The organism is Virgibacillus necropolis (assembly GCF_002224365.1).
GTDB classification, from domain to species: Bacteria; Bacillota; Bacilli; order Bacillales; family Amphibacillaceae; genus Virgibacillus_F; species Virgibacillus_F necropolis.
Map to the genome: position 1 here is coordinate 1,242,855 of NZ_CP022437.1, position 19,436 is coordinate 1,262,290.

The 19,436-nt window shown below is 34.5% G+C and carries 16 protein-coding genes; 10 read left to right on the top strand and 6 right to left on the bottom strand.

Annotation, left to right across the window (positions count from 1 at the left end; genetic code table 11):
• Positions 1-26 precede the first annotated feature (26 nt).
• Positions 27-1,133, bottom strand: coding sequence for a M24 family metallopeptidase (locus tag CFK40_RS05720; protein WP_089531380.1), 1,107 nt, complete (start codon positions 1,131-1,133; stop codon positions 27-29).
• 132 nt (positions 1,134-1,265) lie between these two features.
• Between CFK40_RS05720 and CFK40_RS05725 the strand changes: the two genes are divergently transcribed.
• The 10 genes from CFK40_RS05725 (at position 1,266) to CFK40_RS05770 (ending at position 13,606) form a co-directional block, all read left to right on the top strand.
• Complete coding sequence (locus tag CFK40_RS05725; protein ID WP_089531382.1) at positions 1,266-2,267, top strand: proline racemase family protein; 1,002 nt, start codon at positions 1,266-1,268, stop codon at positions 2,265-2,267.
• Between the two features lie 34 nt (positions 2,268-2,301).
• Entirely contained in the window at positions 2,302-3,273 is a 972-nt protein-coding gene (locus CFK40_RS05730) for an ornithine cyclodeaminase family protein (protein ID WP_089531384.1), read from the top strand.
• A 197-nt stretch (positions 3,274-3,470) separates the two neighbouring features.
• Complete coding sequence (locus tag CFK40_RS05735; protein ID WP_089531386.1) at positions 3,471-4,646, top strand: metal-dependent hydrolase family protein; 1,176 nt, start codon at positions 3,471-3,473, stop codon at positions 4,644-4,646.
• A 154-nt stretch (positions 4,647-4,800) separates the two neighbouring features.
• Entirely contained in the window at positions 4,801-5,979 is a 1,179-nt protein-coding gene (locus CFK40_RS05740) for a M24 family metallopeptidase (RefSeq protein WP_089531388.1), read from the top strand.
• A gap of 323 nt (positions 5,980-6,302) precedes the next feature.
• Complete coding sequence (locus tag CFK40_RS05745; protein WP_089531390.1) at positions 6,303-7,958, top strand: peptide ABC transporter substrate-binding protein; 1,656 nt, start codon at positions 6,303-6,305, stop codon at positions 7,956-7,958.
• Between the two features lie 159 nt (positions 7,959-8,117).
• Positions 8,118-9,047: an oligopeptide ABC transporter permease gene (opp3b, locus tag CFK40_RS05750; protein ID WP_089531392.1), complete on the top strand. Its 930-nt coding sequence runs from the start codon at positions 8,118-8,120 to the stop codon at positions 9,045-9,047.
• Positions 8,998-10,059, top strand: a complete 1,062-nt coding sequence (gene opp3C / locus CFK40_RS05755; protein ID WP_089531394.1) for an oligopeptide ABC transporter permease — start codon at positions 8,998-9,000, stop codon at positions 10,057-10,059. The genes opp3b and opp3C overlap by 50 nt, the downstream gene beginning before the upstream one ends.
• A gap of 11 nt (positions 10,060-10,070) precedes the next feature.
• Entirely contained in the window at positions 10,071-12,041 is a 1,971-nt protein-coding gene (locus CFK40_RS21630; RefSeq protein WP_089531396.1) for an ABC transporter ATP-binding protein, read from the top strand.
• 33 nt (positions 12,042-12,074) lie between these two features.
• Complete coding sequence (locus tag CFK40_RS21770) at positions 12,075-12,437, top strand: DUF3899 domain-containing protein (RefSeq protein WP_161493839.1); 363 nt, start codon at positions 12,075-12,077, stop codon at positions 12,435-12,437.
• Between the two features lie 92 nt (positions 12,438-12,529).
• Positions 12,530-13,606 (top strand): M24 family metallopeptidase, encoded by a 1,077-nt coding sequence (locus tag CFK40_RS05770; RefSeq protein ID WP_089534302.1) that lies wholly within the window; start codon positions 12,530-12,532, stop codon positions 13,604-13,606.
• 86 nt (positions 13,607-13,692) lie between these two features.
• Here CFK40_RS05770 and CFK40_RS05775 read toward each other — a convergent pair whose 3' ends face one another.
• The 5 genes from CFK40_RS05775 to CFK40_RS05795 form a co-directional block, all read right to left on the bottom strand.
• A complete protein-coding gene (locus CFK40_RS05775) occupies positions 13,693-15,738 on the bottom strand; it encodes a prolyl oligopeptidase family serine peptidase (RefSeq protein ID WP_089531400.1) in 2,046 nt (681 codons plus the stop codon).
• A gap of 32 nt (positions 15,739-15,770) precedes the next feature.
• Entirely contained in the window at positions 15,771-16,997 is a 1,227-nt protein-coding gene (locus CFK40_RS05780) for an NAD(P)/FAD-dependent oxidoreductase (RefSeq protein ID WP_089531402.1), read from the bottom strand.
• Positions 16,990-17,328, bottom strand: coding sequence for a (2Fe-2S)-binding protein (locus tag CFK40_RS05785; protein ID WP_089531404.1), 339 nt, complete (start codon positions 17,326-17,328; stop codon positions 16,990-16,992). The genes CFK40_RS05780 and CFK40_RS05785 overlap by 8 nt, the downstream gene beginning before the upstream one ends.
• A complete protein-coding gene (locus CFK40_RS05790; protein ID WP_089531406.1) occupies positions 17,325-17,597 on the bottom strand; it encodes a (2Fe-2S)-binding protein in 273 nt (90 codons plus the stop codon). Before CFK40_RS05790 ends, CFK40_RS05785 begins: the two co-directional genes overlap by 4 nt.
• A 69-nt stretch (positions 17,598-17,666) precedes the next feature.
• On the bottom strand, positions 17,667-19,394 hold the full coding sequence (locus CFK40_RS05795) for a sigma-54 interaction domain-containing protein (RefSeq protein ID WP_089531408.1): 1,728 nt from the start codon (positions 19,392-19,394) through the stop codon (positions 17,667-17,669).
• Positions 19,395-19,436 lie beyond the last annotated feature (42 nt).

Consider the following 19,436-nt stretch of genomic DNA (forward strand, 5'->3'; position numbering starts at 1 on the left):
ATGCAAGTCTATTTTGAGTATCCTATTTATAAAATTTGTAAGTCTTTTGAAAAGGAAGTTAGTATCTCTGCTACTCCTTTTTCATTTATATAAACTTCATCCTCAATACGTACCCCACCATAACCAGGTATGTAGATCCCCGGTTCTATTGTAAATAGTAATCCTTTTTTAGCTGTTTGATCGTTATTTTCATGGATGGAGGGTTCCTCATGAACTTCAATACCGAGACCATGCCCTACACGGTTGTTGAAATAATCGCCATAACCACTTTTCTTAATTATATTTCTTGCTTCAATGTCAAATGTTTTAAGAGGTACTCCAGCTTTAACAGCATGAATGCCTGCTTGATTAGATTTCAAGACAATATCATAGATTTCTTTCTGCTTATCCGTTGCTTCACCAATAATAAACGTCCTTGTTATATCTGAACAGTAACCATCTTGTATTACTACACCCATATCAATTAGTAAAAAATCTCCATTTTGGAAAGAGCGGTTTCCTGGAGTTCCATGTGGTAATGCGGCCTTCTCACCAGATAATACAATCGTTGAGAATGACGGACCTTCTGCACCGAATTTCTTCATAAGATATTCCAATTCAGCTGATAATTCCAATTCCGTCATACCTATTTTCACTTTTTTAATTCCCTCGGCTAGCACCTTTTCAATTATATCAACAGCTTTCTGAACATATACAATTTCACTTCTGGACTTTTCCAACCGTTGTGCGTTGATAAATGGCTGGATGTCATCATAAGCAGCTTCGGGAAAGGCAGATGCCAAATGCCGATGCTGGAACATGCTAACTGTTTTCATTTCAAGTCCGAATCGTACTATATTACCCTGAAGGTTTTCTTTGAGCTTTGCAAATGGATCCTCTTCATCAGAAATCGGGACAATAGTTTTAACGAAAGATTCACTATCAGCAATTTCCTTATCCAGCGTGGGAACAAACAAAATGCATTGTTTTTTTTGGTTATCCATGATTAATGCCATGAACCGTTCATGCGGATCGGAGTTAAAACCAGTGTAATAGAATACATTTGCTGGTGTAGTAATCATTGCTATATCAACGTTATTTTGACTTAAATAATCTTGTAGTGCATTTAATCTAGTTCGATAATCGATAGTCATAGAAACATTCCTCCTTTGTTTATTTTATTTATTAACATGCAAGATTCATACCAAATAACAATCTGAATATAAAAAACTGGCATAGAAATTGCAATAAATATAAGTTAACAAAAACATGGGAGGGAGTATTACATGAATTTCAAAAAAATGATTTCAACTGTGGATCTACATGTGGCAGGGGAACCTTTAAGAATAATAACTGGTGGCCTGCCTGAAATTAAGGGAAATACACAACCTGAAAGGAGAGCATACTGTATAAAAAATTTGGATCACATTCGCAAAACATTAATGAATGAACCACGAGGACATCATGGCATGTATGGGTGTATTATAACTCCCCCAGCAACAAATGACGCTGACTTTGGCGTGTTGTTTCTGCACAATGAGGGATGGAGCACGATGTGTGGTCATGGAATTATTGCTGTCATTACCATGGTGGTTGAAACAGGGAAGTATGAAGTAAACGGTAATGAACGGAAATTTGTTATTGACAGCCCTGCAGGAAAGGTGATAGCACAGGTGCGGTGTGAGGGCCAGGAGGTAATTGATGTTTCCTTTGAAAATGTACCTTCTTTTGTGTATAAAAAGGATTTCCCAGTAAAAGTGGATGGACATGAATTTCATGTTGATATTGCATTTGGAGGGGCTTTTTATGCGATTCTTGACAGCACAAAATTAAATTTAAGTGTGAATAGTGAGGATTTAGCAGATTTGCAGGATTGGGGCATGAAAATTAAAAAATATGTTGAAGCAAATCTAAAAGTAGAGCATCCACTCCAAGCGGATTTAAAAGACATTTATGGTGTAATTTTTTCCGATGAACCGTCTAGTAAAATCGCAACTTTACGCAATGTAACGATTTTTGCTGATAGACAGATAGATCGCTCACCGTGTGGAACAGGGACGAGTGCAAGGGTTGCAACATTGTATGAAAGAGGCCATTTAAATGAAGGCGATACTTTTGTCCATGAAAGTATTACAGGCGGGTTATTTAAAAGTGATATTACTTCGTTTGAAAAAGTGGGTATATACAATGCTCTAATCCCGAGCATTACTGGGACTGCTTCCATTACTGGTTTCCATCAATTCTTAATAGATTCCAGCGATACAATGCCAGAGGGATTTTTACTTTAACCAGGAATTCAAAAGGATAAGAGGAGTGAGTTGGGTGCTTGTTATCAGTAAAGAGGAGCAAAAAAGTTTAATCAATATGCAAGAGATTATAAGTCTTGTAGAAAAAGCCTTAGTCGCGTTTTCAAGTGGAGAGACACAAACTCCAATTCGAACAGCCCTACCATTTAATAATGAAGAAAACACTGCTCTATTTATGCCGTCGATAGCTGAAAATCTTAACAGTTTGGGTATAAAAGTTGTTAACGTAGTTCCTGGAAATAAACCCTTGAACAAACATACGATTAATGGTCTAGTTTTACTTTCTGATATGAAAACGGGAGAACCAGCTGCACTTTTGGAAGGCTCCTATATTACAAAAGTTCGTACTGGAGCGTTGTCGGGAGTTGCAACAAAATATTTAGCGCGAGAAGATGCAAGAGTACTAGGGATTATTGGATCAGGGGAACAAGCGAAAGGGGTTTGTGAAGCAATCCTTACTGTTCGTGAAATTGACGAAATATATGTTTATAATCGTACGAAAAATAAAGCGGAACTCTTTGCTTCATACTTTATGGAAAATTTCGGGATGAAGGTGGAAATCTTATCTAATGCAAATGAAGTTGTTGAACATGCAGACATAATAGTAACAGCAACGAATGCCCATGAACCAGTATATTCTACAGCTTTAAAAAAGGGAGTACATATTAACGCTGTTGGTTCATTTCGGCCAGACATGCAAGAGATTCCCTCAAGTACAATTCTTTCTGCTGAAAAGGTTGTTGTAGAATCAAAAGATGCGGCACTTGAGGAAACAGGAGATTTAAAAAAGCCTATTAATGAAGGTTTTCCCGAAAAAAGTATTTTTGAACTTGGAGAAATCATAAATAGTATTAGAAAAGGTAGGACGAATGATCAGGAAATAACGGTCTTTAAATCTGTGGGACTTGCGATTGTAGATATTGTGGTTGGTCAATATATTTTTGAAAGGGCTGTTGAGAGTGGTATTGGTTTGGAAATTCACTTATAAGAATCGTTAAACTGACTTAATAATTCTTTAAATATTTAGTTGGAAAGTTATAACTTATATGTCGAAAATATATACACATTTATTCAAGTGTCAACTTTTTTGACATATCTTTAATATTTACTCCAACAGTTAAAAAAGATTCAGTTATACAGTGAGCGAATAATTTAATTTAAAAAAACAAAAAAGAGGGTCTTTTTATGGAATATATTATACGTAATGTCCAAATTTTATTTGGCGAAAATTTAGAGGTTAAAAATGATCATGGGGTTTGGATTAAAAATGGTGAAATTAATAAAATTTTGCCAGAAGATGATTGTCCTAATAAGCTGCCTTCCGTGGACGGTAACGGAGGATATCTAATTCCTGGGCTAATAGATTTACATGTTCATATGATGTGGGATGGTTCAAAGGATCCAGTGGCTACTCTAGAGGAAGAAGGATACGAACAAATGCTAATTCGGGCGGTTTCCCACTGCCAAAATTATATTAATAATGGAATTACAACTGTTAGAGATATTGGATCTGTAGATGATATTGCTATACATGTAGCAAAAGGAATTAAAAGGGGGTTAATTAAAGGGCCAAATTTAATTGCTAGTGGAAGGACTCTTACTATGACAGGGGGCCATGATCCTTTTTGGGCAAGATTTGTGGATGGGAAAGCAGAAGCTTTAAAAGGAGTGAGGGAGCAAGTTTTTAAAGGTGCTGAAGTAATTAAAGTTAGTTCTACTGGTGGTGTATATGGTAGACAGGAAGGTGAAGTAGTTGGAAATGCAGAATTAAGCATGGAAGAACAACAAGTAATATGTAATGAGGCACACAAATTCGGATTGAAAGTTGCATCCCATGCAATAGGTAGAGATGGTATTTTAAACTCTATTCAAGCTGGTATTGATACTATTGAGCATGGACATTTCTTGGATGATGATTTAGTAAAGTTGATGGAAGAGAAAGGGACAGCTTGGGTACCGACACTTTATATATATAAGCAAATTGCATCACTTAATGAAATACCAGAATATGCAAAGGAGAAGGCACAGGATATTGTAGAAAAACATGAAAAGGCTTTTAAAGAATTTTTCAACAAAAACATATTAATAGGGGCGGGATCAGATGCTGGATCTCCTTGTACACCACATACTTCTTTAATGGATGAAATTTTACTGATGTATGAGTTTGTGCCGAATATAGTGGAAATTTTAAAAACTGCTACTGTTAATGCTGGGAAAATACTAGATAGACCGGTTGGACAAATTCAAGAAGGATTTAAAGCAGATTTAACTTTGTTAAAGGAAAACCCGTTAGAAGATTTAAATCACTTAAAAGGAGTAAAACAGGTTTATATAGGTGGGAAACTTGTTTACTCTAACTAGATAAATCTAAAGTCTAATAATCATGGAATAAATAACAAATTTTATTTTAAGGCGTTTTGATTTTGATATAAGTATAAAGGGATGAGTATATTGAATTCTTATTTAACGAGTTATTTTGTTTATAATTGTAGTTCAGTTGAAAGGAGCAGCAATCATGCAATTAAGAATAACAAATGAAGAAATATTAATGAGACAAGAGAGTTTTCTTAAGAAGTTATCTGATAAAAATATTGAAGGAGCCATTTTATTTAAAGATATAGATATTTTCTATTTAACAGGTTTTCGATTTATTGCTACCGAAAGACCTATAGCATTGATAATAGATCCTAATGGCACTACTTTTCTTTTTGTTCCTTTATTAGAAAATGATTACGCATATGAAAATGCCAATGTTGATAACATTATTACCTACCCAGAATATCCTGGATTAAAACATCCAATGGATTACCTTAATGAGCAATTAATAAGTTTAGACTTTAACAATATTAATTTTGGGGTGGACTCCGATGGATACAGTTCGCCATATGGTTATAGAGGTCCTCGTCTAAGTGAAATTTTTGATAATAAAAGGTTCACTAATATTAATAATGTTGTTGAAGAAATGAGATTTGTTAAGTCTGAAGGAGAAATAGAATTAATAAAAGAATCATGTAGATGGGGTAATCTAGCACATCGACTTTTACAGAAATATTCGCGTACAGGCTTAAGCGAAATTGAGGTTTCTATGAAAGCAACTTCTGAAGCCACTTTAGCTATGGTTGATACATTGGGTTCAGGGTATACACCACTTGGTAAACCAGCATTTGCAGAATTTAGAGGACAAATAGGACCAATGTCAGCTTTCCCACACGTTACAACACAAAATTTAACTTTAAGAAAGGGCGATAACTTAGTCACGTGGGGGGCAGCCGATGTATGGGGATATCAAAGTGAGTTGGAACGGACTATGTTTGTTGAAGAAGTGAGTTCGGAACAGGAAAAATATTTTAACTTTATGTACGAAGCACAAGAGATTGCGTTTAATAATATTAAACCAGGTCAACTAGTTTCAACCGTAGATAAGGAAGTGCAAAGATTTATTGATGTAAGTGGTATCCGCCAATTTGTGCCACATCACACAGGTCATTCTATTGGTTTAATGATGCACGAGGCCCCTTTTTTCGATTTAGGGGATGACACTATAATGAAACCTGGAATGGTGTTTACAGTAGAACCGGGTATATTTGTAAAAGGAATAGGTGGATTTAGACATTCAGATACTGTTGTAGTTACTGAAAGTGGTATGGAAAAGTTAACCTATTATCCCAGAGACTTAGCATCATTAATTTGCTAAAGTTTATCAAATTACTTTTTTCATAAAAGGACCTTTTATCTTTTATACAGAAACAATCCTTGGAAATGACGCCGTTTACATTGTAAACTTTTTTGAAAAAGTAAGCATATGTGTTAAATTTTTTTGACACAGAATAAAATCAAAAGGTTTATAAAATGTGATTAATAGGTATTAAGCAGCTTAAAAATTACTCATAGATATCTTGGCACGCGTCTTGCATATTTGTATTATATAATTTTGCAAGAAAAAATAACAGATTATTGTAAATATGAAAATTTGATATTTAATTCAAAATATATAATTTTATAAAGGAGGCGTTGGTTTTGTCTAAGAAAAAGTTATGGAATTTATGTATTACAGTATTCTGTTTATCATTACTGGTAGGGTGCTATGGTGGTGAACCAGTTGATGATACCGAGAAGAAAGAGAGTCAGGGTTCAGAATCTAGTGTACTTCATTTAGCAACTACAGGTGAAATACCGACTTTAAAAACAAATGGAACCATGGATGGATTATCACAAACAATAATAATGAATATTTTTGAAGGACTTTATAGACAAGGTCCTGATCATGAACCAATTGAGGGAATGGCAAAGGATTATGAGGCCAGCGAAGATGGAAAAAAACTTACTTTCCATTTAAAAGAAGATGCTACCTGGTCAAATGGAGATCCTGTTACCGCACATGATTTTGTTTACGCATGGAAGAAAGCACTTCATCCGGATACTTTCTCCCCCCATGCATACATGATGGGTCCAATTAAAAATGCAACTGATATTCAGGATCCAGATAGTGAATTATTTGGAAAGGTTGAGGAACTTGGTGTAAAGGCAACTAGTGACTATACCCTAGAAGTTGTTCTTGAAAGTAATGTTCCATATTTTTTCCAGTTACTAACTCATCCAGTATTTTATCCGCAGAATGAAAAGTTTGTTGAATCACAAAATGACAATTATGCACTCGAAGTAGAAAACCTTATATTTAATGGCCCATTTATTTTAGATTCATGGGATCATGGTCAAGGGTGGATATTGAAAAAAAATACAAAATACTGGGATGCAAAAAATGTCAAAGTAGATCAAATCGACTTTAAAATTGCAAAAGAAACCTCAACAGAAGTTAATTTATATGAATCGGACACAATAGACGTAGCAAATTTATCTTCAGAATTTGTGGATGTTTATAAAGATCATGAAGATTATCGCACATCTCTAGAATCAGAAATGTACTTTATGCGTTTTAATCAAAAAAATAAATATTTAGCTAATGTGAGCATTCGTAAGGCCATTGATATGGCTTGGGATAAGGAAAAAGCTACTGAGATTATTTTGAAAAATGGGTCAGTTCCTGCTTACTACCTTATACCACATAATTTCACTAAGTCGCCGGATGGAGTTGATTTTCGTAAGCGTTACGGTGATTTAAATAAAGGGAGTATTGAAAAGGCACAGGAACTTTGGAAAAAGGGACTAAAAGAGTTAGGGGAAAGTGAAATTTCTCTAGAATTGTTAAGTTATGATGATGGACAAAGAAAATCAGTAGCAGAATATATAAAAAATCAATTAGAAAAGAATCTCCCAGGGTTAAGTATTGCAATTAATCAACAACCTAATAAACAGAAACTTGCATTAGAGGATAAGCAAGAATATGATATATCCTATTCTGGGTGGAGAAGTGATGTAAATGATCCAGTTGATTTCTTATCAGTCTTTCTATCTGATGGGCCATATAATTGGCAAGACTTTGAGAATAAAGAGTATGATAATTTAGTTAAAAAAGCACAAACTGATTTTACAAATTTAGAACAACGATTTTCTAATTTACAGGAAGCGGAGCGTATTCTTATAGATGAAGAAGCTGCTATATCCCCATTGTATCAAGCAGGTAAAGCTAGATTAATTAAGCCGTATGTAAAAGGATTTGTTGCTCATCCTAATTCTACTTACACTTATAAATGGGTGCATATAGAAAATAAATAAACTAATTATATGGTATATCTCCTTTAAGTTAAGCAAATATTCCAGTTTGAAACTTTTGGGGGATACTACCTTAATTATCAGCCAGAATAAAGATAGATTTGAAAGACAATTGTATATCGCATTAATAAATAAAAGCCTAAATTAAAGGGGGTAAGCTGTATGAAAAAATACATTTTAAGTAGAATTGGGTACATGTTATTTACCTTTCTAATAATAGCCACGTTAACATTTTTTTTGATGCAAACACTACCTGGTTCCCCTTTTAATGATGAAAGATTAACAGAATCCCAAAAAGAGATACTATACGAAAGATATAATTTAGATGACCCAGTTTCAGTTCAATATTTTAAATATTTAGGGAATATTTTAAAAGGGGACTTCGGTGTATCATTCCAATTTGATGGCAGACCAGTTTCAGATATTATTGGGGAAAGAATTGGAGCGTCTGCTTTGCTGGGTGCCCAATCGCTAATAGTTGGTACATTAATAGGGCTTTTTCTAGGGATTATAGCGGCACTTAGGCATAATACTTTTATAGATTATGGGGCAATGATAATAGCTGTTCTTGGTCTATCAATTCCAAACTTTGTTTTCGCAGGCCTTCTTCAATATTGGGTAGGGGTACGACTGCAATGGTTACCAGTAGCTTTCTGGGAAGGGTTTGAGTATTCTATTCTTCCTACCATATCATTAGCGGCTTTTGTCGTAGCCACAATTGCTCGCTTTATGCGAACAGAAATGCTAGATGTGCTAGGCCAAGATTATATCTCCACTGCCCGTGCAAAGGGTATACATGATATTTTTGTTGTATTAAGGCATGGTATACGCAATGCTATGATACCAATCATTACGATTTTGGGGCCGTTAACGGTTTCTTTAATGACTGGGACATTGGTTGTAGAGAAAATATTTAGTATACCAGGGCTAGGAGAACAATTTGTAGCTTCTATAATGACCAATGATTATCCAGTAATTATGGGAGTTACCTTGTTTTTTAGTATTTTGTTTATTGCAGTAATACTTGTTGTAGATATTCTGTATGGAGTTATTGATCCAAGAATCCGTCTTTCTGGAGGTGGGAAAGATTAATATACCTGAACATAAATTAACTGATGAATTATTCGAAGAAGCTACGCAAAGCTATAGTGTGACAAAGAAGAACAATAGACCTCCTACTACTTATTGGAAAGATTCATGGCTACGTTTACGAAAAAACAAAGGAGCGGTTATAGGTTTAATATTTATTGTAATAATCATTTCATTGGCATTATTTGGTCCGTACATGAATTCTCATGGGTTTGCTGAACAAAATCTTGGACGAACGAATCTACCACCAAAAGTACCTTTATTAGAACATATACCTTTTATCGGTCTGGATGGAGTAGACATTCGAGGTCAAGACCAATATGAGTTAAAAGGAATTGAAGGATATTTTTGGTTTGGTACGGATGATCTTGGAAGAGATTTATGGACAAGAATTTGGCAAGGGACGAGGATTTCTTTGTATATTGCTTTTCTGGCAGCTTTACTAGACCTATTTATAGGCGTGGCATATGGCAGCATTTCTGCATACTACGGCGGCAGAGTTGATAATGTTATGCAGCGCATTATTGAAATACTGATTGGAATCCCAAATTTAATAGTTGTCATTTTATTAATTTTGGTTTTACAACCAGGAATTTTATCAATCACTTTGGCTATGGTTATTACAGGGTGGGTAAATATGGCGAGAATAGTAAGAGGACAAATTCTAAAGTTAAAAGGACAAGAATTTGTGTTGGCTTCTAGAACTTTGGGAGCAAAAGATAAACGGTTGTTATCGGGACATCTTATCCCCAATTCACTTGGTCCTATTATTATTACGACAATGTTTACCATACCAAGTGCTATCTTTACAGAAGCTTTTCTAAGTTTTATTGGTTTAGGACTACAACCACCTACAGCTTCACTCGGGACAATTGTAAATGATGGATTTAAATTAATAAAAATTTATCCTCATATGTTAATATACTCTTCCATCATCATTAGTTTAATAATGATTAGCTTCAATTTACTAGGAGATGGGCTCCGGGACGCGTTCGATCCTAAAATGAAAAGATAGAGGTGATTTATTTGGAAAAGATACTCTCAGTGAAGGATTTAAATGTTTCATTTGATACGTATGCAGGAGAAATAAAGGCTGTAAGGGGAACTTCTTTTGATTTATATAAAGGAGAAACTCTAGCAATTGTAGGAGAATCAGGTTCAGGTAAATCAGTTATGTCTAAAAGTTTGATGGGTTTGGTTCCACAACCGCCAGGAAGGATTGTAAAAGGCGAAATTTGGTATAAAGATTGTGACGTAATAAAGCTTCCAAAAAAAGGAATAAGGAAACTACGTGGTTCTGAGTTATCAATTATTTTTCAGGATCCTATGACATCCTTAAATCCAACAATGACTATTAATAAGCAAATAACAGAAGGAATATTGGCTCATCAAGATATTTCGAGTAAAGAAGCTAAAAAGAAAGCCATTGAACTATTAGAGTTAGTGGGAATTAAAGAGCCTGAAGAAAGAATAACTCAATATCCCCATCAATTTTCTGGAGGAATGCAACAAAGAGTTGTAATTGCAATGGCGCTAGCTTGTAATCCAGAAATATTAATAGCAGATGAACCTACCACTGCTTTAGATGTAACTGTACAAAAGCAGGTAATAAATTTGCTTAAAAGTATTCAGGAAAAAAAGGGTACATCGATTATATTTATTACACACGATTTAGGTGTTGTGGCTAACATTGCAGATCGAGTTGCAGTTATGTATGCGGGGAAAATAGTGGAAATAGGGAAAACAGATGAAGTTTTTTATAATCCAAAACATCCATATACGAAAGGATTATTAAAGGCTATGCCTAACTTAAATAGTGAACAGGAGGAATTGATAACTATTCCTGGGTCACCGCCTAATTTATTATCCCCTCCACCTGGTGATGCATTTGCTGAGCGTAATGAGCATGCTTTAAATATAGACTTTATACATGAACCTCCATTATTTAAAGTATCGGATACTCACTTTGCTGCAACATGGTTGTTACATAAAAAGGCAGAAAAACAATCCAGGTTGATTAGCAACATTAAAAATTATACTGACTCAAAAAAATCAAATAAAGAATTTAGTAATGAAAAGTTATTGGAAATTACAAACCTCACGCAATATTTCAAGACGAAAAGAAAGAATGTAATTAAGGCTGTTGATGGTATTACTTTTGATATTTATAAAGGAGAAACTTTTGGGCTTGTTGGTGAATCGGGTTGTGGAAAATCAACCACAGGTAGGTCTTTGGTTCGTTTATATACTGCTACTAAAGGTGAAATACTTTTTAAGGGAATAGATATACACAAAAAAAATAAGAATAGTCTTCACAAACAAATGCAAATGATTTTTCAGGATCCGTATTCATCCTTAAATCCAAGGTGGACAGTAGGTGATATTGTTGCAGAAGGCATGGATATTCATGGACTATATAATAATAAAAAAGAACGTTTAGAAAAGATTTATGAGCTACTAGAGACGGTTGGGTTAAATCAAGAGCATTCTAATAGGTATCCTCACGAATTCAGTGGTGGACAAAGACAACGTATAGGGATAGCACGTGCTCTTGCGGTAGATCCAGAGTTTATAGTTGCTGATGAACCAATATCAGCTCTTGATGTCTCGATTCAAGCACAGATAATTAATCTTATGAAAAAGTTACAAAAAGAAAAAAATCTAACCTATTTATTTATAGCTCATGATCTTTCTATGGTTAAACATATTAGTGACAGAATAGGTGTAATGTTTCAAGGTAAAATTGTTGAAATAGCTCGAAGTGGAGAGTTGTTTAATAACCCAATTCATTCATATACTAAGTCACTACTTTCTTCTATTCCAGTGCCTGATCCTAATTCTGAGAGGGAACGTATAGAAACTACTAATATCAAATGGGATAAAAGTTTTAATTCTTCTGCTTTGAAAGAAGTTGAAAATGATCACTGGGTAATGTGTACAGAAGAAGAATTTCAAAATTATAAAAGGGATCATTCTAATCATTTGCTTACAACTTAACCTATTAATAACTAAATAGGAGAAATGTTAAATATGTATAAGAAGAGAAGAAATTTAACCATCACAATATTACTTTTATTAATCCTAGTAGTACTATCACTTACGATTCAATCTATTGTATTTTGGAATAATGTATTCCTAGTGGGCTTATTTTGTTTTATTTGTGGAGGTATATTGTTGATTCTTAAAAAAGGTATATTTAATAACATGTTTTATAGTTTTAGAGTTTTCTTGAAAAATTCTTCCAAACTACAAATGTATGTATCAGAAAAAGATGAAGTTACTACAACCAAACATCTACCTTCTAATAACTTCATTGTCACCTATTTTTTATTGATTGGTGGAGTAATACTAATTGGTTATTCCACAAGTATTTCATTTTTTATATCAACGTAAGAAAATTAATGAAGCAAGTTATTACAAAACAGAACTGGTAGGTGTATTTAACTCAATTAAAATTAATAGCTAATACAGAGGGAGTGGTAATGTTGGGGAACATTGATAAAATTATTGAACAATTTGATTCATTAAATATTGATGGACTTATGATAACGGGTGAATGGAATAGAAGGTATCTTTCTGGTTTCACTGGAAGTAACGGTGTTATTCTAATTACTCGAAATGAAAAAAGATTAATAACTGATTATCGTTATTTTGAGCAAGCGAAAGACCAAACTGAATTTGATATAGTTCTTCATTCAGAACATACGGGACATAAAGATGGAATATTTGATGAAGTGGCTAGACAAGCAAATGAAATGAATATTAACAGGTTAGGTTTTGAAAAACAACATTTAAGTTTTGGATTTTATGATAAAGTAAAAAATTTATTAACTTCGGTATTAGTGCCTACTTACGATTTAGTGGAAGATCTTCGAATGGTTAAATCTAAGGAGGAATTAGAGAAATTAAAAGTGGCGTCTGAAATTACCGATAATGCTTACTTGCATATTCTTAATTTCATACGCCCAGGTGTGACAGAGATGGCTGTCTCGGATGAATTGCAACGTTTTATTAAAGAAAACGGCGGGACTACCTCTACGTTTAATCCAATTGTTGCATCAGGGTTGAGGTCCTCGTTACCACATGGAAGAGCAAGTGAAAAAGTAATAGAAAAAGGAGATATGGTTACAATTGACTTTGGAGCTAATTATAACGGGTACTGGGCTGATATTTCACGTACTGTTGCATTAGGGGAGCCATCCACTAAATTACAAGAAATCCAACAAGTGGTGTTAAAGTCTTTTCAAAATTGTGCCGCTAATATAAAAGCAGGGTTAAAGGATCAAGATGTTGATAAATTAATGCGAAATCATCTTATCGAATCTGGTTATAATAATTATTCTGGTACCGGTACTGGTCATGGTATAGGTTTAGAGGTACATGAGAAACCTCTTTTTTCTGTTCAATATGAAAAGGTATTGAAAGCTGGGATGACTATTACAATAGAACCTGGTGTTTATCTTCCTGGTATCGGTGGTGGAAGAGTAGAGGATGTCTTATTAATAACAGAAGATGGTTGTGAAGTATTAACGCCTTCTACGAAAGAATTAGTTATCGTTTAATTTGAATAAGTATTTGAACAAATTATAAAATAAGAATGCCTATAGCTGGCATTCTTATTTATACTTGTTACTTTATACATATTTCGTTAGATAGACATCTCCAATTCCTTAAACAAAAATGTATACAAATCAGTTTGTTCTTCAATAATTTTTGAAGTTGGCTTACCGAGTCCGTGTCCAGCATTTTTTTCCACTCTTAATAATATAGGTGTATCACCAGTTTGTACTTCTTGTAAAGTGGCAGCAAATTTCTTTGCATGAAGTGGAACCACCCGGTCATCTGTGTCAGCTGTAGTAATAAGTGTTGGTGGATATTTTACGCCACTTTTTACATTGTGTAAGGGAGAATATTTATACATAAATTGAAAATGGTCTGGGTCTTTCTCTGCGTTTCCAAACTCTGTGGTCCAAAAACGTCCAACTGTAAAACGGTGGAACCTGAGTATATCTGTAACAGGAACAAGACAAAGGGCAGCTCCAAATAAATCTGGGCGTTGATTAATACATGTCCCAACTAGTAAACCGCCATTACTACCACCCATAATTGCGAGTCTCTTAGGGTTTGTATAGTTATTTTCAATTAACCATTCTGCTGCTGAAATAAAATCATTGAATACGTTTTGCTTCTTTTCAAGTATTCCATCTAAATGCCATTTCTCACCAAATTCTCCTCCACCTCGAAGGTTGGCTACTACGTAAACTCCTCCTGCTTCCAACCACATCATCTGAGATGGCGAGAAGGTAGGAGTAAGGCTAATATTGTACCCGCCATATCCGTAAAGAAGAACAGGATTGTCTTTCGTTAATTCTAATCCTTTTTTATGCGTAATAAACATAGGGATTTTTGTTCCATCTTTAGAAGTATAAAAGACCTGTTTGGTTTCAAATTGATTTGATTGCAAATGAAGATTGGTTTCCAAAACGGCATCTAATTGATCCTCTTCAAATTTGTATCGCATTATCTTAAAAGGACAAAGGTATGATGTATAACTAATAAACAGTTCAGAATCATTTTTTTTACCAGCTAATCCTGTAATGGTAATAAATTTTGGAAGTGGTAATTCTTTTTGTAATGTACCTTTATCATCATATATTTTTAACTGGTTATACGCATTGTGCATCGATGCTATTACAAATTTGTTGTTGATCATTTTTAAGGATGAGATGGTATCTTCACTTTCAGGAATGATCACTTGCCAATTTTTCTTCTCGGGTTGGTTTAAATTGACAGAAACAACCCTCCCTTTTGGCGCGTTATAATTTGTATAAATATAGAAAACATCTTCCTCATTACCTAAAAAGGAATAATAGTCTTCTCCATCGTTTATAAGCGGAATAAAGGGGCCGGTGCTTTTAATATCTCGATAATAAATTCTGCTTTTTGGTTCAGTTCCATTATATACTTTTAAAAGTAAGTAACGATTATTATCAGATATTTCTGGTACAAAAGAAAACTCCCTTTGATTTAGATCTTCATATATTAATTTGTCTGTTTCCTGGGGAGTTCCAATTGTATGCCAATAAACTTTATTATAGTTACTTTCTTCGCCAGGAAGAACAGAATCTGGGTTTGGATAACGATTATAATAAAAACCGCTATGATCCTCGTTCCAAGCGATGTTACTGAACTTGCACCATTTTAATACTTCAGGATATTCTTTTCCAGTTACTAAATTTTTAATTTTAACCTCTTGCCAATCGCTACCATTATAGGAAATTGCATAGGCTAGCATCAAACTATTTTGACTAAAAGTGATATTCGTAATCGCTGCTGTACCCTCTTCACTTAGTGTATTTGGATCAATTATAACTTCTGGTTCATTTAGTTCTAATGATTTAGAACGATAAAAAACGCCTTGGTTTTGTAACCCATTATTTTTATGAAAATAGTAATATTCTCCTTCTCTCATTGGCAATGAATACTTAGGATAATTCATAAACTTTGTTATGTTATCCTTAATAGTTTTTCTCCCTGGGTAGTTTTTTAAGTATTGATTTGTTCTTTCGTTTTGTTCATCTGTCCATTCTCTGGTATTTACTGAATCAGCTTCTTCTAACCATCGATATGGATCCGCCACCTTTACACCATGATAATCCTCAGTAACGGCATCTTTTTTTGTACTCAAATTCATTTACTCATACCTCCATAATTAAAAAAATTATTTTAAACACTTTTCAATTTTAAATTAGTAGTTACATAGTTTTCCCATTGCTCTTGTACAATCTTTTTCCCTTCTTTTACGTCAGGATGAAACTGAATATATGCACTATCTCTTGTTTGTTCAATAGCTTGGATGGAGGCATGAATATCATTTTCTAAAACTTCAAACCCACTATTGTAAGCTATCGTTAGCCCAGCTGTTAGTCCCTGTGCAGCAGCAACCTTTGCACCTTCAATACCTGTGATATTTCCGGCAACATATAAACCATCTAAGGTAGTTTCCATACGTTCATTATGTAAAGGGACATATCCACCTAATTCTTCAACTAAATAAAATGGACACCCGGCAACTGATGCTAATTCAGCTAATGGATAAAGACCACCAGCGATACACACAAAGTCCGCTGAAATCTTTTCCTCGCTACCTGGAATTACCTCGCCATCTGTATTAATTGTTGCAATGGTTACGCCCTCTACCTGGTCTTTTCCATAAATCTCTATTACAGCTTTTCTAAGCTGGATCGGAATATCCCACATTTTTATTCCATTTTTTGGATAGAAGGTAACTCCTAACTTTTTCATAAAGTCATTTTTCATTAATTTGCTTCCCAATTTAACGAATTGAGAAGGAGCCATGTGTGATACATGGAGAAGTGAATCCAGTACCTTCTTTGGATGTGCAGAATCATAAGTGACTTGATTTAGTTTAGGTAATGTAAGACAAGCTACCTCGACTCCAGCCAACTGCAACTCCATCGCTATAGCTGATGAGAGAACGTTAACTCCGATAATTACTCCTCGTTCCCCTGGTTTAACCCGATGAACATTTGTCATAACTTGTGCAGCGCCAACAGACATTACTCCTGGCAATGTCCACCCTGGAACAGGTACAGGAGATTCCGCGGCGCCAGTTGCTAATAATAGATTGTTAGCATGAAAGGTTTTTTGTTCTGTATAGACTATCCATGATTCATCCTTTTTCTCTATATTGGAAACAGGTATATTTAGATGGAATTTTACTCCAAGATCGAGTGCTTGTTGATGTAAGTGATTGGACTCTTTAATTCCATTCCACCAGGTTCCATCAGGTTGTTCATAAAGTTGCCCTAACAATCTTCCGCCAGCAATCATGTATTCATCAATTACTAACACATCAAGTCCTTTGTCCGCGCAAGTTACAGCTGCTGTTAATCCTGCAGGACCAGAACCGATAATAATAACTTTATTCATTTTCTGGCCTCCAGTCTTTAACAGATGTAGGTAATTGATGACCACTTTCAATTGTCATACCATCTTTTATTGGTGTTAGGCATGCCCGGATACCTTGCTTTCCATCTACGGTTACTCTGCATTCATAACAATGACCGATATTGCAATAGATGCCTCTTGATGATCCGCTTTCCTCATGGTATCTGAGGGTTCTGATACCATTAGCTAAAAGTGCCGCTGCTAGTGGTTCATTTTCTAATCCCTTATATACATTGTTATTGAATGTAAAGGAAACATAGTTACTATTTTCTTGTTTTCCAAGAATGGGATGGTCTAAGATACGTTGATTCATTTATCATCCCCTCCTAAATTTGCAAAACTGATAGGTCGGATTGGAGGTTGGTATTTTAGTGATACACTCGTTTTATTTTGGTTTTGCAAAGGTGTAGAAGCTATTCTATCTACCATACTGCGACAGGACCTTCCGCCACAGTAACCCATTCCAGCTCTAGTTCGGAGTTTTAACTCTCTTGCTGTACAATTATATTTTGCTGCTGTTTCTACTAATTCTTTATAAGTTACTTCCTCACATCTGCATATAACCATTTCAGTTTCTTTCATAGGAATCACCTCATTTTTAATGTCTATACATTCTAATTCATGCAAGAATAATGCCATTAATCTAGTTTGTTAAATTTTTAACCCTAATTTATTCATCCGATTGTAAAGGGTTGCCCTAGTTACTTGTAGTTTTTTTGCACATGACAATTTATTGCCATCTTCCTTTTCTAATTCTTTCATAATGATCTCTTTTTCAAATTCCTGAAGCCGCTCATTTAAGGACCGGTTATCGCTTTCATTGAAAATTGATGGATATGAAGTTTTTCTTCCATTAGGTAATTCCATACCATTGATTTCAAATGGTATATCCTCAATTTTTATTTCCCCTTCGTCTGAAAATACAACTAAACGTTCCACAACGTTTTTTAATTCTCTTATGTTGCCTGGCCAATCATGTTGCAGTAAGGCTCGCATGACCGTCTGAGATATTCCGTGAATTGGTCGTTTATATTTAATAGAAATTTCATACAGGAAATAATGTGTTAATTCGATAATATCTTCAGGACGTTTCCGTAATGGAGGGATTTCCAGGCTAACTACATTTAATCGATAATACAGGTCTTCTCTAAATTTGACCTCTTTTATAAGTTCTTTTAGGTCACGATTTGTTGCGGCTACAACTCTAAAATCAACTTCTATTTCTTTGGTACCTCCAACAGGATAAAACTTTCTTTCCTGTAATAACCGAAGTATTTTTACTTGCATCTCCAAAGGCATTTCCCCAATTTCGTCCAAAAACAATGTGCCACCTTTAGCTAGCTCGACCTTCCCTTTTTTTCCTTTTTGATCAGCACCAGAAAATGCTCCTCTTTCATATCCAAAGATTTCACTTTCGAAAAGTGCAGAAGGTATTGCTCCACAATTTATGGCAACAAAGGGTGCGTTTTGACCTTCACGAATGTTGTGTACTGCTTTAGCAAATAGTTCTTTTCCCACACCGCTTTCGCCATGAATCAGTATGTTTGTTTCTGTCGTTGCAGCTTTTTTTGTCATATTAATCGTTCGTTTTAATGCTGAACTGTTCCCTCTAATAAGTTTAAAAGGATCGTCTGTAGGCATTAATTTATTTACTTCTTTTTCTAAGTTAAATACCTTTTCTGTCGCACTGTATAATTCATTATTTAATCTAATCTGACTTGTTATGTCTGTTTCTGACACAACTGCACCGATGATTTGTTTGTTTAAATACACTGGACTCGAATTTATCAGTACAACTAGATCTTCTCTTGCTTTATGTTGGCTGTGGTGAAGAGAAGTTCCATCTTTTAAGGTTTTTAATAATGCTAGGTTGTCTGTATTAAAAAAATTAGTAATTGGTTTCCCGATTATGTCAGGTTTTTTGACTGAAAATATTTTCTCAGCACCTTCTGTCCAAATTAAAACGCTTTCATTAGAATCAATTACCGTACAGGAAGCATCGATAGTGTCAAGTATTGTTTGAAAATAGGCCTGCATTTCCTGATACGTGTTAGCTAGTTGTTTCGTAAAATCAAAAGCATTTATATAGCCAATAAAGTTGCCTCCATCATGAACTAATAAAGTTTCGCTTTTATCAAAAAAGCTACTAACATCCTCAAGCTCGGTATTGACGGAAATTCTTGTACACGTTGAGAAAATAATTTGATCCGTACTATCGGAAAGGTGTACAACGTATCGTTGACCTTCGTTTATAATAAAAACCTTCTTAGGGGACTCTGATTTTATCAATGAATGTAAATCTACGTCTTCGATTTTATTTTCAAGCAAAATAAAATCATTCCTAATAAACTTTTTGATTCCTGATTGAAAAAATGCCATTAAAATCACCCTCCAAAATGTATAAAATATTTTACATTATCT

What these genes read in the sequence shown, in the direction of transcription:
- CFK40_RS05720 (WP_089531380.1), bottom strand. Translation starts at nt 1,133, where the DNA reads ATGACTATCGATTATCGAACTAGATTAAATGCACTACAAGATTATTTA.
- CFK40_RS05725 (WP_089531382.1), top strand. Translation starts at nt 1,266, where the DNA reads ATGAATTTCAAAAAAATGATTTCAACTGTGGATCTACATGTGGCAGGG.
- CFK40_RS05735 (WP_089531386.1), top strand. Translation starts at nt 3,471, where the DNA reads ATGGAATATATTATACGTAATGTCCAAATTTTATTTGGCGAAAATTTA.
- CFK40_RS05740 (WP_089531388.1), top strand. Translation starts at nt 4,801, where the DNA reads ATGCAATTAAGAATAACAAATGAAGAAATATTAATGAGACAAGAGAGT.
- opp3b (WP_089531392.1), top strand. Translation starts at nt 8,118, where the DNA reads ATGAAAAAATACATTTTAAGTAGAATTGGGTACATGTTATTTACCTTT.
- opp3C (WP_089531394.1), top strand. Translation starts at nt 8,998, where the DNA reads ATGGAGTTATTGATCCAAGAATCCGTCTTTCTGGAGGTGGGAAAGATT.
- CFK40_RS21770 (WP_161493839.1), top strand. Translation starts at nt 12,075, where the DNA reads ATGTATAAGAAGAGAAGAAATTTAACCATCACAATATTACTTTTATTA.
- CFK40_RS05775 (WP_089531400.1), bottom strand. Translation starts at nt 15,738, where the DNA reads ATGAATTTGAGTACAAAAAAAGATGCCGTTACTGAGGATTATCATGGT.
- CFK40_RS05780 (WP_089531402.1), bottom strand. Translation starts at nt 16,997, where the DNA reads ATGAATAAAGTTATTATTATCGGTTCTGGTCCTGCAGGATTAACAGCA.
- CFK40_RS05785 (WP_089531404.1), bottom strand. Translation starts at nt 17,328, where the DNA reads ATGAATCAACGTATCTTAGACCATCCCATTCTTGGAAAACAAGAAAAT.
- CFK40_RS05790 (WP_089531406.1), bottom strand. Translation starts at nt 17,597, where the DNA reads ATGAAAGAAACTGAAATGGTTATATGCAGATGTGAGGAAGTAACTTAT.
- CFK40_RS05795 (WP_089531408.1), bottom strand. Translation starts at nt 19,394, where the DNA reads ATGGCATTTTTTCAATCAGGAATCAAAAAGTTTATTAGGAATGATTTT.